This is a genomic window from Rhizobium sp. SG570, from assembly GCF_012275345.1.
Lineage (GTDB): Bacteria > Pseudomonadota > Alphaproteobacteria > Rhizobiales > Rhizobiaceae > Rhizobium > Rhizobium lusitanum.
The window spans coordinates 191859-207448 of the sequence record NZ_JAAZQI010000010.1 but is presented as its reverse complement, the minus strand read 5'-3'; the positions used below and the strand labels follow the sequence as shown (position 1 = coordinate 207448).

16 protein-coding genes are annotated in these 15590 nt (G+C 59.8%); 14 read left to right on the top strand and 2 right to left on the bottom strand.

What is annotated here, in order from left to right; all coding sequences use genetic code 11:
- Positions 1 to 43: 43 nt before the first annotated feature.
- Entirely contained in the window at positions 44 to 1024 is a 981-nt protein-coding gene (locus tag FHT28_RS20840) for an ABC transporter permease (protein ID WP_168597221.1), read from the top strand.
- Between the two features lie 140 nt (positions 1025 to 1164).
- Here FHT28_RS20840 and FHT28_RS36300 read toward each other — a convergent pair whose 3' ends face one another.
- Positions 1165 to 2886, bottom strand: coding sequence for an extracellular solute-binding protein (locus FHT28_RS36300; RefSeq protein WP_168597220.1), 1722 nt, complete (start codon positions 2884 to 2886; stop codon positions 1165 to 1167).
- Positions 2887 to 2954: 68 nt separating this feature from the next.
- Positions 2955 to 3881, bottom strand: a complete 927-nt coding sequence (locus FHT28_RS20830; protein ID WP_168597219.1) for an NAD(P)-dependent oxidoreductase — start codon at positions 3879 to 3881, stop codon at positions 2955 to 2957.
- 580 nt (positions 3882 to 4461) lie between these two features.
- Here FHT28_RS20830 and FHT28_RS20825 point away from each other — a divergent pair.
- The 13 genes from FHT28_RS20825 to FHT28_RS20765 all read left to right on the top strand — a co-directional run bounded on the left by FHT28_RS20825 (position 4462) and on the right by FHT28_RS20765 (position 15572).
- Positions 4462 to 5250, top strand: coding sequence for a glucose 1-dehydrogenase (locus FHT28_RS20825; RefSeq protein WP_047563110.1), 789 nt, complete (start codon positions 4462 to 4464; stop codon positions 5248 to 5250).
- A 10-nt stretch (positions 5251 to 5260) separates the two neighbouring features.
- Positions 5261 to 5428, top strand: coding sequence for a hypothetical protein (locus tag FHT28_RS20820; RefSeq protein WP_156143652.1), 168 nt, complete (start codon positions 5261 to 5263; stop codon positions 5426 to 5428).
- Positions 5429 to 5445: 17 nt separating this feature from the next.
- Entirely contained in the window at positions 5446 to 6519 is a 1074-nt protein-coding gene (locus FHT28_RS20815; protein WP_092574584.1) for a zinc-binding dehydrogenase, read from the top strand.
- Between the two features lie 2 nt (positions 6520 to 6521).
- On the top strand, positions 6522 to 7289 hold the full coding sequence (locus tag FHT28_RS20810; protein WP_092574582.1) for an SDR family NAD(P)-dependent oxidoreductase: 768 nt from the start codon (positions 6522 to 6524) through the stop codon (positions 7287 to 7289).
- An 18-nt stretch (positions 7290 to 7307) separates the two neighbouring features.
- The gene (locus FHT28_RS20805) at positions 7308 to 7592 is read left to right on the top strand and encodes a YciI family protein (protein ID WP_037198012.1); all 285 of its coding nucleotides are present in this window, start codon (positions 7308 to 7310) and stop codon (positions 7590 to 7592) included.
- A complete protein-coding gene (locus FHT28_RS20800) occupies positions 7589 to 8602 on the top strand; it encodes a Gfo/Idh/MocA family oxidoreductase (RefSeq protein WP_168597218.1) in 1014 nt (337 codons plus the stop codon). Before FHT28_RS20805 ends, FHT28_RS20800 begins: the two co-directional genes overlap by 4 nt.
- 10 nt (positions 8603 to 8612) lie before the next feature.
- Positions 8613 to 9596 carry a zinc-binding dehydrogenase gene (locus FHT28_RS20795; RefSeq protein ID WP_047641365.1) on the top strand — a complete coding sequence of 328 codons (984 nt, stop codon included), beginning with the start codon at positions 8613 to 8615 and terminating at the stop codon, positions 9594 to 9596.
- 3 nt (positions 9597 to 9599) lie between these two features.
- Positions 9600 to 10658: an SDR family oxidoreductase gene (locus FHT28_RS20790; RefSeq protein WP_168597217.1), complete on the top strand. Its 1059-nt coding sequence runs from the start codon at positions 9600 to 9602 to the stop codon at positions 10656 to 10658.
- A 19-nt stretch (positions 10659 to 10677) separates the two neighbouring features.
- A complete protein-coding gene (locus FHT28_RS20785) occupies positions 10678 to 11559 on the top strand; it encodes an intradiol ring-cleavage dioxygenase (protein WP_168597216.1) in 882 nt (293 codons plus the stop codon).
- Between the two features lie 10 nt (positions 11560 to 11569).
- Positions 11570 to 12634 carry a maleylacetate reductase gene (locus FHT28_RS20780; RefSeq protein WP_246704909.1) on the top strand — a complete coding sequence of 355 codons (1065 nt, stop codon included), beginning with the start codon at positions 11570 to 11572 and terminating at the stop codon, positions 12632 to 12634.
- Between the two features lie 198 nt (positions 12635 to 12832).
- Entirely contained in the window at positions 12833 to 13117 is a 285-nt protein-coding gene (locus tag FHT28_RS20775; RefSeq protein ID WP_047563120.1) for a YciI family protein, read from the top strand.
- A gap of 365 nt (positions 13118 to 13482) precedes the next feature.
- Complete coding sequence (locus tag FHT28_RS20770; RefSeq protein WP_080760703.1) at positions 13483 to 14508, top strand: ABC transporter permease; 1026 nt, start codon at positions 13483 to 13485, stop codon at positions 14506 to 14508.
- Positions 14505 to 15572: a substrate-binding domain-containing protein gene (locus tag FHT28_RS20765; protein ID WP_037198022.1), complete on the top strand. Its 1068-nt coding sequence runs from the start codon at positions 14505 to 14507 to the stop codon at positions 15570 to 15572. The genes FHT28_RS20770 and FHT28_RS20765 overlap by 4 nt, the downstream gene beginning before the upstream one ends.
- Positions 15573 to 15590: the final 18 nt, after the last annotated feature.

Sequence of the window (15590 nt, the reverse complement as noted above, 5' to 3'; positions counted from 1 at the left end):
GGTTTCGCTTCGAAGCTGAATTTGGAATAAGGGAAGAACGACCATGGGTAATGCACTGGACAGCACATTGATCGCCGCTCTTCGGGGACGCCGATCGACCTTGTTGCGAGGGCTTGGCCCCTTGGCGGTTCTGATCGCGCTCGTGGCGATCAGTGCCGCCATCGCACCCGGGGTAGTGGAGGTGGACTCCCTCGTCAGCTTCTTGTCTGATGCGGCGCCGATCATCGCGCTGGTCATCGGCGGCACGCTCCCCATTCTGGCGGGCAGCATCGATCTGTCGGTCGCCGGTGTGGCGTCGCTGACCGGGGTGCTGGTCGTCGTCCTCAATCCGATTTTCGGCCCGTGGACGTCCGTCGTCGTCATCCTCATCGCGATGGCGTTCGGCGCGACACAGGGTCTGCTGCATTCGTGGCTGCAACTGCCATCCTTCATCGTCACGCTCGGCACGCTGAGCATGCTTTCTGGTCTGGCGCTGTTGCTGTCGAACGCGACGGCGGAACCCATTCCGGACAATGATCTCTTCGTGACCTATCTCTCCGACAGCACCGCCGATATCCCAAATACCGTCATAGCCCTTATCATCATCATCGCGGTGCTGGGACTGATGCTTCGCTATCTTCGTCTCGGGCGAGATATCTATGCGCTGGGCACCGGCGAGCGGGCCGCGATCATGTCTGCCGTGAACGTCGTCGCAGTGCGGACGATCATCTTTGCGATTTCGGCCGGCTGTGCCGCAATCGCAGGCCTCTTCCTGATCTCTATAACGGCGTTCAGCTCGCCGACGCTTGCCGGCAATCTGCTGCTGCTCTCTATCGTGGGCGTGGTCTTAGGCGGCACGGCGATTTCAGGCGGTGTCGGCGGACTGCTTCCCGCGGTTGTGGGCGGCCTGATTACGTCGTGGCTGCGCATTGTGACCGTTATCATCGGCGTCCAGCCGACGGCCCAGAATATCGTATTCGGCTTGACGGCATTGGTGGCAGTCGCGCTGACCACGGACCGAAGCAAGCTCGGTATCATCAAGTGAGTTCTCCCGGTTATGCCGACCGATCGGCGTGGCCGGGACCGAATGCGAGAGAGCGGTGGTTCGATTGAACTACCGCTTCGGCGTAATTCCAGCAAAAGTGTAACTCGGTTTTGCGTCCGGAAGCGCTCTATCTATCTCCGCTAAACCACGCTCTGCCTCGCCCACGTCTTATGAGCGGATTTCAGGCTGGCCTCGATCTGTGCGGCTGCGCGCTCAAGAGCTAGCCTCGGTGATTTATTGCCAAGCAGCGCGTCATGGATCTCCTCGCCAAGAACCTTCTCGATCGTCGTATATTGCGGGATCTTGGGGCGTTGCCAGGTATGCAGCAGGTTCTTCTTCGCCAGCTGGTCGACGAAGCGGACGATCGGAGAGCTTGCGGCAGCTTCCGGATCGGCGCTGACCGAAAAGCGCGGAGCGACCGGAAAACCGTTCTTCACATGCGCCTTCATAGCTTCCCTGGAGGCCATCCATGCGATCGCGTCCGCCGCCAGCTCCACTCTTTCCTCCGGCAGATTGGTCGGAATACAGAAAAGAAAGCCGCCGATCGGAGAGGCGCGCGTGCCGCCGGGACCGTATGGCTGCGGCAGATATTCGACTCGCCGCTTCACGACCGACTGGACGTCATATTCGAAGCGGGCCGCGCGCATCGTCCAGAAATAACCCAAGCTCGCTTTTCCCTTCAGGAAGACTTCCAGGGTTTGATCCCAGGCCATCTCCAGAATCTTTGGCGGCGAAATTTCGATCAGCCTGCGCATGTATTCGAGGGCGCCGAAACCGGCATCGGACAAGATGGTGCAGCTCAATTCTTCCAGGTTTGCGCCTTCGAGCGTGAAGCCCGAGCGCGTCTTGCGCAGGGAGATCGCCGGCTGCCCGCAGGCACCCATGAAGAATAGAAAGCTCGACGCGATCGGCATGCCCCGCGCGCCATCCCAGACGGCTCCGAACATGCCTTCGTCCGGAGCATGAAACTTGCGACCGGCGCTGATGACATCATCGAAAGTCTTGGGAAAGGAGAGGCCCGCGTCGGAAAAAAGATCCCTCCTGGCCGCCAGTAGTTCGACGGTACAGTAGCCCGGAACGCCGTAGTCCTTACCTTCCCAGGTTGCCGATGACCAGATGGATGGGTGGAAATCGAGCGGATTGATGCCGGTCTTCTGAATATACTGATCGATCGGCCGGATCACGCCGCTCTCCGCGAATTCCCCGAGCCATGGCATGTTGATCGCGATGACGTCATAGTCGGACAATGGTTTTGCGCCGTTTTCACGCGCGCGCCGATAGAGGTCGGGAAGCGGCAAAAGGTCAAAATTTTTGCGTGAAGCGAGATTGTTGCGGAAGTCGGCCCACATGTTCCGCATTGCGGAGAAGTAGTTATCGTCGTTCAAGAGAAAGCGAAGCTCGATCTGCGATTCGGCACGCTTCTGGACAAGCCTCATCGGTGGAATGATCTGCGAACCGAGAGGCGTACCGCCGAAATAATATTCGTCTTCCTCCTCGCCGGCGCGCAGCCCCAAGGTCTGCGCGAGGAGCGATTTCGTCTTGCGGGCATAGGTTTCGAACGAACGAAGCAACTGCTCGCTCGGCTGCAGCGCGAAGCTCTTGCCAGTCGAACCTTTGGCGACTTTGAGGATGTAGCCGCTATCGATGAGACGGTTGATCAGTCTCATCGAGGTCGCATAAGGGAGACCGGATTCCTGTCCGAGAGTCGAGATCGAGACAGTCTGGCTAAGTATATGGGACTTGATCAGGAAGGTGACGATCAGCCAAATTGCATCGTCATCGGCGGCTGCGACCACCTCCCTGAATGGGCGGCGCGTTTTCTCGATGAAATCGATGACGCGCAGCATTTCATATTCGTTCACGTCGGCCTCCCAACCGTCGCGCTAAAGACGATCAGACTAGCTGGCAAATTTTCCTTTCGCCAGCCCGCTCAAATGGCTTTTAGCGTCTCTGATGTGGCGGTCTTGTCCCGGGTCATCCCCGCCAGCCGTTCGTACTGTTCGAAAAGAACGAAGAAGTCTTTCTCGGCAAGCCCGTCGGCGAACGCTGCCTCGTATTGCTGCCGGATCATGGAAGCGAGATACATCGGCACGTGATCGGATTTCGCCGCGCCAAGAATAAGATCGAAATCCTTCATCATCTGCGAGACGGAGAATGCCGGATCGAAATTGCGGCTGACCAGGAGATCGCGCTTGTAGGCAATCAGCGGCGAGGCCACCGCGCTTTCGCAGATGACGTTGAGCATGGTCTCGACCGAGAGGTTTCCCTTCAATCCGAGTGTCAGCGCTTCTCCGAGCAGGGCAGCCGTCGCCCCCACCAGCGCATTCAGCACCAGCTTGAGATAGCGCGCTTCCTCGCCATCGCCGAGATAGAATCGCTTGGACGAGAAACTCGCAAGGATGGGCTCGATCTTGCGATAGGCCTCCTCCGGCCCGGAGACCATGACGGAAAGCATGCCGGATGATGCGGTGATCGTGCTTCCCGAGACGGGCGCGCGCAAATAGGCCACGCCTTTGCGCCCGAGAGCCTCGGCGATTTCGGCCGAGATTTCCGGGGAAACGGTGCTCATCTCGACCAGAATTTGGCCCGGCTTCAGCAGATCGACGAGGGCGGATGGCGCCAATGTCAGTTGGCGAAGAACGGCATCGTTCGGGATGGTGAGCATCATCACGTCCGACGCCTCGACGAGATCTTCAAGCGAATGCGCCACATTCGCGCCCTGGGCGACGACGGAAGCACGGTTTTCGGGAAGAGGCTCGTAGACGTACAGAGGATATCCGTTTTCAAGGACGCGCCTGCTCATCGGGGCGCCCATCTTTCCGATCCCCGCCCAGCCTACTCTCAACGTCTCAGTCATGCACAACCTTCCTTCCCTGGCGGCGATCGCTGGCCAGAAATATTCAATGCCGCTTTTTCATGGAGGAGCGCATGAACTGAAATAATTTCCACGTTCAGCGCAAGTGCCGCTTCCTCCCGGCAGAAATCTTAGCGTCTGAATCAGATCGATTGCTTCACCGAAAATATCCATTTCGGATAATTAAAGGTTTGTCGAAGCACATGTTCATCCTCTAGCTTTGTTTTCGGATCGCACGGCGGTTCCTGTGGGAGGAATAAAAGCCGTCAACAAAATATAAATGCTGCGGCTGCGAAGTGTCTCCGCAAGCGATACTTTGTTGCCAGCGGTTTAATCATTTCATTGGAGGAGGAATTGAGATGAGATGTAAGGCGATCAGCGGCATCAACCCTTTGGCGCAGTTGTCGCTCGGAGAGCATTTGACTGTTGCGTCCGCAGCGCCGCTGACACCCGCAACTCCTCGTCATCTACCGAATGAATTGCGCCGCTCGTGCCGCGTCGCTGGGATCAATCTTCCTGCGTCACCGGGCGTGGCCGCGGGGCCGCATGCCCGCGTAACGCTCGGTCAATAAGAGAAAATGCCATGAGTGGGTTGGTCAACAACAAGGTTGTCATTGTTACCGGAGCAGCACGCGGCATCGGTGCTGGCATTGCCGCGGACCTTGCCGAAAAAGGCGCACACGTCGTCATCGCCGACCTGAATGCCGAAGCCGCGCGGCAGACGGCTTCGAAAATTTCCTCCGGCGGTAACAACGCGATCGCCGTTGCCGTAGACGTTTCCAGCCGTGCGAGCGTCAAAGCCCTGATCGACCAGACAGTATCTCGCTTCGGCCGGCTGGACGTCATGTTCAACAATGCCGGCATCAGCCAGACCTGCCCATTTCTCAAGGTTACGGAAGAGGATTTCGACCGGATTATGAAGGTCAACGGCCTTGGCGTTCTGATCGGAACCCAGGAGGCTGCAAAGCAAATGATCGCGCAGGGCCACGGCGGCAAGATCATCAATACCGCCTCGGTGGCAGGCAAACAGGGTTATCCATTGTTTGCGCATTATTGCGCCTCCAAGTTCGCTGTCGTTGCGATCACCCAGGCAGCCGCCCGCGCACTCGCCGAGCACAAGATCACCGTCAACTGCTTCGGGCCAGGCGTCGTGAAGACGGAGCTTTGGGAGCAACTTGACCGGGAATTCCTGGAGCGAGGGCTGACAGAAAAGCCGGAACAGGCGATCAACGAGTTCTCGCAATCAATCCTGCTCGGCCGTGTCTCGTTACCGAAGGACATTGCGGGCGTCACCACGTTCCTGGCATCCGATGCGTCGGACTATGTCACCGGCCAGACCGTTATGGTCGATGGCGGCATGGTGCTGATCTGAGGAGGACGTCATGAGGCCGCTGAGCAACAGGGTCCCAATCATCACCGGCTTCGGCGAGGAAGATGCCGCTCCGTATATGGGCCAGGATCATTATTTCGTCCTTATCCGTGCTTCCGGCGAGACCTGTTTAGGGACGCGCAACAGCATGGTCTGCGGCGGTGGCTACACAGCACAGTAATCATGAAAGGCATGACAATGAAAGCTGTACGATATTATTCCAAGAAAGACATCCGTGTCGAAGAGGTACCCGCGCCAAGCGGTCCGCTGGGCGACGACATGGTGCTGATCGAGCCATTGGTCTGCGGCATTTGCGGAACTGACTTGCACGAATACATCGCGGGACCGATCGTGACGCCCGCCACCCCCAACCGCTATTCCGGCGCGACTTTGCCGCAGATCCTCGGCCATGAATTTTCCGCCAGGGTCTTGGAAGTGGGCAAGAAAGTCACGCACGTCTCCCCGGGCTCGCGCGTTTCCATCCAGCCGCTCATCTCGCCGCGCGACGATTACTACGGCCGCCGCGGCCTCTTCCATCTCAGCGAAAACATGGCGGTCGTCGGTTTGTCCTGGGATTGGGGCGGCATGGGGGAACGCGCCGTCATCAATGGCTACAACGCCATTCCCGTGCCGGACTCGGTCTCGGACGTCCAGGCAGCCATGATCGAGCCGGCCGCCGTCGCGCTATACGGCGTCGATCGGGGCGGGGTGACGAGCGGCAGCAGCGTCCTGGTCTCCGGCGTCGGCCCGATCGGCGCGCTTGTCCTGTTGGCCGCCAAGGCGGCCGGCGCGACGAAGATCTTTGTCTCGGAGCTCAACCCGAACCGTCGCGCTCTGGCGCAACAGCTCGTTCCGGAAGCGATCGTCTTCGACCCGCGCGAAACGAATACGGACCAGTTGTTCCGCGATCAGACGGAGGAGGGTGTGGGGGTCGACGTCGCGCTGGAATGCGTCGGCGCCGAGGCATCGCTCAATCTTTGCGCCAAGGCCGTGCGCCGCCGTGGCACCGTCGTGCAGGTCGGCCTGCATGTGCGGCCGGCCTCGGTCGATGCGATGCTCTGGGCACTGAAGGATATCACCGTCGAGGCAACGTGGTGCTACCCCGTTCAGATCTGGCCCCGCATTGCCTCGATGATCGGCGCCGGCATCTTCCCGGTTGAAAAAGTGGTCACTGCGCAAATCGCGCCGGAAGACGTGGTCGAAAAAGGCTTCGAAGCGCTGCTCGATCCCAAGGCCACCCACATGAAGATTCTCGTCGATATGAAGGCCTGATCATGACGAATCCGATGGATCTCGGCGGACGAAGCTTTCTGGTCTCAGGCGCGGGCGGCGGCATCGGCAGCGCAACCTGCCGGTACCTAGCCTCACTCGGCGCAACGATCGTTGCTGCCGATCGCGATACTTCGGTGGAGAAGACCCGTGATGACATTCGTGCGGCGGGGGGAACGGCGGAAGCCGTCATCTTCAACGTTACCGATAAGGCATCGGTCGAGGCCGCGGCAGCAAAGGTTGCCGAGCGCTTCGGTCCCCTCGACGGCCTCTTCGCCAATGCCGGCATGTCCTATGAGCGCACGGCGCTAGACCACAGCGAGGCCGACTGGCGCACCGTCATGTCCGTCAATCTCGACGGAGTCTTCTGGACCGTGCAGGCGTTCGGAAGATCCATGATCGAGGCGGGGCGAGGGGCCATCGTGATGACGGCGTCGATCGCCGGCGTCAAAGCTGTTCGGCCGGAGCTCCATGTCGGCTACGACGTCTCGAAGGCCGGCGTCGCCCATATGTGCCGTGTTCTGGCGGCCGAATGGGCAAGGTCGGGTGTGCGCGTCAATGCCGTCGGCCCCGGTTACACGGATACCGTCATGCTGGCGGAAGTCGGCCGCGCCCAACCTGCCGTCATGCAGAAATGGTTGGACGACACGCCAATCAATCGCCTGATCAAACCCGAGGAAATTGCTTCCACCGTCGCCTTCCTGCTCTCCGATGCGGCGAGCGGCATCACCGGCCAATTGCTGATGGTCGACGGTGGCTATTCCATCGCTTAAATTCGAAAGGAATTTTACATGTATTACGCTGTTCATTGCCTCGACCATGAGGGCGCCGTCGAGAAGCGGCTCGCCAACTACGATGCCCACAAGGCCTATCTTTCCACCGGCAAGACCAAGACGGTGATCTCCGGTCCACTTCTGGCGGACGACAACGAAACCATGATCGGCTCTCTCTTCGTTTTCGAGGCCGACACCAAGGAAGAGATCGTCGCATTCAACAAGGCTGATCCTTTCACCAAAGCGGGTGTGTGGAAGGCCGTCAACATCCATCCATTCAACAAGCGGGTGGACAATCGATGACCATGATCGAGGAAAACCCGGTCACCGCCGCCCTGGTCGGTCTCGGCTGGTGGGGCCGAAAGATGGCGAGCCTCGTCAATGCCGGCGGCGCGCGGATGCATTTCGTACGCGGTGTCGATCCGAACCCTGATGCGGCTGCATTCGCCGGCCAGATGGGTCTGCAATATTCGCCGGATATGGCTGAAGCGTTGAATGATCCGACGATCGAGGCGGTCGTGCTTGCCACGCCGCATTCGCTACACCGGGAGCAGATCGCGCGCGTTGTCGCGGCGGGGAAACACGTTTTCTGCGAGAAGCCGCTCGACCTCAGCAGAGCCGGAGCGGAAGCGTCCGTCGCTTTGTGCCGAAAGGCTGGTCTTGTGCTTGGCATGGGCCACGAGCGTCGTTTCGAACCTCCGATCGCCGAAATCCTGGCGGCGGCCAAGCTCGGAAAACTGGGTCGGCTGCTACAGATCGAAGCGAATTTCAGCCACGACAAGTTTCTCGGCCTCGACCCGTCGAACTGGCGGCTGAAGGCCGAACAGGCCCCGGCCGGCGGCATGACGGCGACCGGGATTCATCTGACGGACCTTGCCGTGAAGCTGATGGGCCGCGCTACCGATGTCCGCGTTGTTTGCGAGAACCTTGCTTCGAGCATTCCGCAGGGCGACACGATGAGCGCGCACATCCGCTTTGCCGGCGGAGGCACGGCCTACGTCTCGGCAACCCTCGCAACGCCCTTCGTCTCCCGTTTCGCCGTCTTCGGTACGGATGGATGGATCGAAGTGCGCGACAAGGCACATGTTGAAGCGCCCGACGGCTGGGTCGTGACCGAAGGCTGGAAGAACCAGCCGATCACTGTCCGCGAGGTGTCGCCCGCCGAACCGGTTCGGGACAACCTTAGAGCCTTTGCCCGCGCTATTCGCGGCGAGGCCGACTATCCGATCACTGGCGAGGATATGATCAACAATATTGCGCTGCTGGAAGCCATCGTGCGGTCTGCGCAGAGCGGCGCCCTGGTACAGGTCTGAGGAGGAAGACGTGAAAGCTCTGGTTTTCGAGGCCCCGGAAAAGCCCGTAATCGTCGACATCGGCATGCCTGACCTGTCGCCCAACGAGGTCCTGGTTCACACGAAGGCAGTCGGCATCTGCCACTCCGATTACGAGTTGCTGGCCGGACGCTACATCATCCCGATCTCCTATCCGGTCACGCCCGGCCACGAATGGAGTGGTGAAATCGTCGAGGTTGGCCGCAATGTGACCGGCTTCAAGAAGGGCGACCGCGTTGTTGGGGAGTGTGTTGTGCGCACCCCGGAGCGGCTGCACCATTTCGGTTTCTCCATGAGCGGCGCGGATCGCGAATTCTTCGCCGTAAATCCGGAATGGCTTCACAAGCTGCCCGATGCCGTCGATGACAAGAAGGCCGCGCTGATCGAGCCCTTTACCTGCGGCTTCTACGCCGTGTTGCGCTCGGGGGGCACGAATGCCAGCGAAACCGTCGTCGTTTCCGGCGGCGGTACGATCGGGCTGGTATCGGCCGCAGCAGCGATCGGCATGGGCGCTCGCGTCATCGTCGTCGATCCGCTTGCATCGCGGCGCGAAGTGGCAAAGCGCCTCGGAGCGGATAGGGCTATTGACCCCTCGGATGGAGATGCGGCCGAGAAAATTCGTGAACTGACCGGAGGGCATGGTGCCGATCTGGTAATCGAGGCATCCGGCCATGACGCATCCTTGGCGGCAGCGTTCGACTATGCCCGCGAGGAGGGCCGGATGTCGATGGTAGGGATCAACATCGGACGCAAAGTGCCTGTCGTCATTGGCCAGATACAGATGAAGAACCTGACCGTGCGTGGCTGCATCGGATCTCCCGGCGTCTGGCCGGCCGCCATTCGCTTCCTTGAGCGGACGGGCATCGATCTGTCGCCGATCCAGACGCACGATTTCGCGCTGACCGATGCTGTCAACGCCTTCTCGTTTGGCCAGGATCCGACGAAGAGCATCAAAATCACGCTGCTGAATGGTTGAGCCATGAACAAACACGCACTTATAGTCGGCGTTACCGGGATCACCGGAAGCAATCTCGCCGAAAATCTTCTGACTAAAGACGGTTGGACGGTATCGGGCCTGTCTCGGTCGCGAAGCCCGATCGCAGGCGTGAAGACATTGAGCTGCGATCTCGTCGATGCCAATTCCGTTCGTTCGGCGTTGACGGAAGCGAAACCGAGCCATGTCTTCATCACCGCGTGGTCGCGTCAGGAGACCGAGACAAAGAATTGCGAGGTCAATGGTGCGATCGTTCGCAATGTGCTCGATGCCTTGCAGGGGCGAGGGGTGGAGCATGTTGCCCTGACGACGGGCACGAAACATTACCTTGGCCCCTTCGAATCCTACGCCAAGACGCAGCCGGAAACGCCGTTCCGCGAGGAGCAGGAACGCCTGCCGGGAGAAAACTTCTACTATGTGCAGGAAGACGAAATCTTTGCTGCCGCCGCGAGGGACGGCTTTACTTGGTCCATTCATCGCCCGCATACGCTGATCGGTTATGCGGTCGGAAACGCGATGAACATGGCTGCCACACTTGCGGTCTACGCCTCCATCTGCCGGGAAACCGGCCGGCCTTTCGTCTTCCCCGGTTCGCCCGAGCAGTGGCAGGCGGCAACGGACGTTACCGATGCCAGGCTGCTAGCGAAACATCTCAAATGGGCAGCGACGACGAAGTCAGCCGCCAACCTCGCGTTCAATGTCGTCAACGGCGAAGTGTTTCGTTGGAAATGGCTTTGGCCGCGCCTCGCGAATTACTTCGGTCTCGAAGCTGCGCCTTACTCGGGAGTACCCACGCCGCTGGAAGAACAGATGGCCGGAGCGGGGCCGATCTGGGACGAGATGGTCAAGGAGTTCGATCTCCAGCCGAACGCGCTCTCGCGCGTGGCCTCTTTCTGGCATTCGGATGCGGATCTCGGTCGCCAGATCGAGACGTTCAATGACATGGGCCGCAGCCGCAAGCTCGGCTTTCTCGACTATCAGGATACGACAAGCTCGTTCACAGATGCGTTCGATCGGCTGCGAGCGGATCGGATCATACCTTAGGATGTCAGGAGTGCAGCATATGTCCGAGCAAGCGAGCGCGAGCACGTCGCCGTCCGGCTTTTTCACCGAGGAGAACTCGGTCGCGACCGTCAACGCCCGAATGGGCAGGGATGTCGATCCGCGCCTAGCAGAGGTGATGGCTTGCCTCGTCAAGCATCTCCACAACTTCGCACGCGAGATCAACTTGACCCAGGATGAATGGGACTTTGGCATCGATTTTCTGACGCGGACCGGGCAGATCTGCACGCAGGAGCGGCAGGAGTTCATCCTTCTGTCCGATACGCTCGGCCTGTCGATGCTGGTTGATGCGATCAATAACCGGCGTCCGCCCGGCGCCACCGAGAACACGGTCTTCGGCCCCTTCCATGTCGAGGGCTGCCCCGTTCGCCAGATGGGCGATCAGATCTGCCTGGACGGCAAGGGCGAAAGCTGTCTCTTCATCGGACGCGTGCTCGATCTCGATGGCAATCCGGTCGCAGGAGCCAAGATCGACGTCTGGTCCGACAACGCGGAAGGCTATTACGACGTCCAGCAGCCCGATATCCAACCGAAGTGGAACAACAGGGGCGTCTTCATGACAGGCGCGGATGGACGCTACAGCTTCGTCGGCATCAAGCCCGTCTCCTATCCGATCCCCGATGACGGGCCGGTCGGCAAGATGCTGAACAGCCTCGGCCGCCACCCGTATCGGCCGGCGCATATGCACTACATGGTTCGCGCGGAAGGGTTCCAGAAGCTGGTGACGCACACCTTCGTCGGTGGCGATCCCTATCTGAATTCCGATACAGTGTTCGGGGTCAAGAAGACGCTTGTCGCGCCGTTCACGCGTGTCGAGAGCGGCAACACGCTCTGGCGCTCGGACTATGACTTCGTGCTCGCACGGCCTTGTCAGACACGATAGGAGCGAGGAATTGCAAAACTTCGTCTACAATGGAAATCCCGGCCGGGTCATCTTCGGGCGCGGCACGGTCGCGCGCCTTCCCGAAGAGGCCGAACGGCTGAAGGCGCGACGCATTCTTGTGCTCTCCACGCCCGAGCAAGCCGAGCAGGCGGCTGATATCGCGCGGCATATGGGATCCAACGTCGTCGCGACCTATTCCAAGGCGCAGATGCATACCCCCGTCGAGGTGACGGCCGATGCCATGCGATTTGTAGAACAACATGCCGTCGATGCGCTGCTGTCCATTGGAGGTGGGTCGACGACCGGCCTCGGCAAGGCCATCGCCTTTCGCACCGATCTGCCGCAGATCGTCGTGCCGACCACCTATGCGGGCTCGGAAGCCACGCCGATCCTCGGCGAGACCGAGAGCGGCCGCAAGGTCACGAAGTCGGATCCGCGAATTCTTCCGGAAGTCATCGTCTACGACGTCGATCTGACGCTGACGTTGCCCGTTTCCCTTTCCGTGACCAGCGGCATCAATGCGATCGCCCACGCCGTCGAGGCGCTTTACGCGAGGGAGGCCAATCCGATCATCTCGCTCATGGCGGAAGAGGGGATCGGGGCGATCGCCCGCGCCTTGCCGCGCATCCATTCGAACCCGAGAGATGAGGACGCCCGCGCGGATGCGCTTTACGGCGCCTGGCTTTGCGGCGTTTGCCTTGGCTCCGTCGGCATGGCATTGCACCACAAGCTCTGTCATACGCTGGGGGGCATGTTCAATCTGCCGCATGCGCAGATGCACACGGCAGTCCTGCCGCATGCGGTGGCCTACAACGCCGCCGCGACGCCGGCGGCGATGGCTCGGCTGGGCAAGGCTCTCGGTATTGCCGATCCGGCTGCAGGACTTTTCGACCTCGCCAGTGGGCTCGGCGCAACGATGTCGTTGAAGGATCTTGGGATGCCCGATGACAGTGTCGAGGCCGCCGTCGATCGCGCGATGTCGAACGCCTATTGGAACCCCCGCACACTCGAAAAGCGCGCATTGACCGACTTGCTCGAACGCGCTTTCCGTGGAGACGCGCCGAGGGCCGCATGAGTTATGGCGGGGCACTGTCGACCGGCGGCGCCTCGACGAATTTCGGTGGGAAACCGAGCAGTTATCCAGAAGTCCAAAATGGATAATTCCGTTGTTTTCTTTAGCTTTACTCCGTCTACCATTACTTCTGGGATATTTGGAATGTCCGCATGTCGGGGGAGACGGAAGGACGATTTGGCTGGTGAGGAGCTAGAAGTCATGCTTGCGGTTCGCGTCGCTATTTCCAATCCCGAAAAGGCGGCGGCACGCGCGGCCTATCTGGAGGATCACAAGCGCCATCTGCGATCGGGCCGACTCTGCATCGTCCAATCCGGACCGATCCTCGACGAAGCCGGCAAAGGCAGCGGTGGAGTAGTCGTAGCGGATGTCGTCTCACTCGAAGAGATGCGTCGGTTCAGTGCGGAGGATCCTTTTGTCCTCCACGAAGTCTATTCGAGCATCAGCATCTACGAATGGCGACCAACGATCGGCGCTCGCGGATAGGGCAACTGCAATCGGACGGTCTGCATCTCTGCAGCAGCTGATTCTGAGGAGGAGGAGGGAACATGAAAGCGGTAGGCACACTCAACTGGGACTGTATTCGCAATTGGCTCGCAGAAGCAGGAAGCGCCTGTAGCGGATACTATTTTGACCACGCGGAAGCGCCAAAGGCTCGCGTAAAGCTGTTGCCTCGTCGACGGTGTGACCGGTCAGAAAGTGCCGGATCGGCTGCAGATTGGCCGGATAGCAACCGCGAACTCTGACACCGGTCTGACATCTCTTTTGGCGTTTACCGAACGCGCTGCGCGGCCTTTGCGTCGGGGGCGCGAGGGTGTTGCCGCGAACATCAGTGTGAAAGGCGGACTTGGATGACGAACGCTACCCCCATTGCTTCAAATGCACTTCCCAGGGAGACAATATTGTCAACGCCGTTGGCTCGAAGCTTCGTGACAGTCGTTTTCTCGACACTCGTTCTTCTCGTCGTGTGCCTGCTCTTCGCGCCTTCGAGCGTTTCCTGGGGGGCGCTATCGGGAAGTCTGCCTTTTGCGGCGACCATTGCCATCGTTGGCTTGGGGCAGTTACTGGTTGTGCAACAGGGTGGTTTCGATCTCTCGCTCCCCGGAGCTGTTTCGCTTGCTGTGGTCGTTTCGACGCATCATCCACATCAGGATGATGGGCTGCTCTATCAAGCCGTGTTGCTCGCGATCGCGTTCGCCCTCGTCGCGGGCTTCCTGAACGGCATCCTCGCGAGCTTCTTTCGGCTGAACGCTATCATTGCAACGATCGGTACCAACGCCCTGCTTTATGGAGCAGTGTTCGCGACATCCGGTGGTGTTCCCTCGATCACCACGAACCTTCTCGCCGAGATTGCAGGCGGCGAGACATTGGGGCTTCCGAACTCGGTCTACTTCGCGCTTGGTGCCACCGCCATCGTCTCGTTCTTGCTCAAGAAGACAGTGGTCGGGCGGAGATTTGAGGCGATTGGCGCCAATCCATTGGCGGGGCGAGCCGCCGGGCTTCGTGTGCGTCTCCACCGGATGATGGCTTATGTCTACGCGCAGCTTCTTTACTGCCTGGCCGGCATTCTGATCGCTGGCATCACTCGCGAGCCGACTGCCTTTCAGGGTGACAGCCTGCTGCTGCCATCCGTTGCGGTCGTGGTTCTTGGCGGGACCTCGCTCCTCGGCGGGCGAGGATATCCGATCTCGACGGTAATCGCGGCGTTCTTCCTTAACCAATTGAGCCAATTCGCACTCTCAGTCGGGGTTCCGTTTTCGGCTCAAACCATCATTCAGGCCTTGGCTCTGGGTTTTGGCATCGGTGTTTACTCACTCCGCTGGAGCGTAAACGTAAGACAAGCGGCTGGAACAAAAAATGTGGAGGAGAAGAAATGAAATATTCTAATTTTGCGAAGGGCTTAGCCGTCTCCGTTGGGGCGGCGGTTATGGCACTCGGCAGCGCCAACCTGGCCAAAGCTGAGGCGCCTTCCTGGTGCGGACCAAAGAAGGCAACGCTAGCGCTGCTCGACGGTTACGGCGGCAACAGTTGGCGGCAGGTGACGACGGCCTCTGGTAAGCAGACGGTGGAGCTTTGCCCCAGCATCACGAGGTACGAATATGCGGACGGTCAGGGCGACACACAGAAGTCCATCTCGGACATCAAGAGCATGGCAGCGAAGGGCGTTGATGCGCTCGTGGTATTCGGTGACGCCGGCCCCGCTGTGCTTCCGGCGATAACCAGTGTCTTTAAGTCGGGCAAGATCATCGTGCCCTATCGCGTGGCAGTCGGCGGCAAGGAGGGTGTGAACTATTCCAAGTTCATTGGCTCGTCCTTCGAAAACGACGGGGCGACCTGGGGCAAATGGATCAAGAGCGTCCTTCCGAAGGGTGGAAACGTGCTGTTCCTGAGCGGACCGGCAGGTAACAGTCAGGGATTGGACGAACTCAAGGGTCTGAAGAGCGTTTTGGGTCCGGAATATGTTTTCGTCAATGCGCAGCCTTTCGATGTCACCAACTGGGATCCGGCGCTGACCCAGAAGGTCCTGACGGCGGAAATTGCCAAGAATGCCAAGATCGACGTCATCGTCTCCGACTTCGGCCCGTCGTTGGTTGGCGCGTTGCCCACATTCACCAAGCAGGGCAAGTCGATCCCCGCGCTCGCGACCTCCGACGGCAATTCGCTAGGCTGCTTCTGGCATGACAACCAAGCAAGTAATCCGGATTTCAAGCTGTTCACGGTCGCGACTGGCAATGACAATGTGAGGCTCGCTGTACAATGGGCCGTCGCACTTGCAACGGGCGGCGAGAAGCCGAAGGACGCGATCTTCAAGGCGCCGGCTTTCGAGGACTCTGTATCGGGCAAGCCGAATACGGTTCTGTGCCGCAAGGATTTGCCAGGCGCGATTTACATGTCCTCTGAGCTCCCGGCCGAAGATCAAGCCAAGGTCGTCGGTCGGTGATCGAAATACATGCATGAA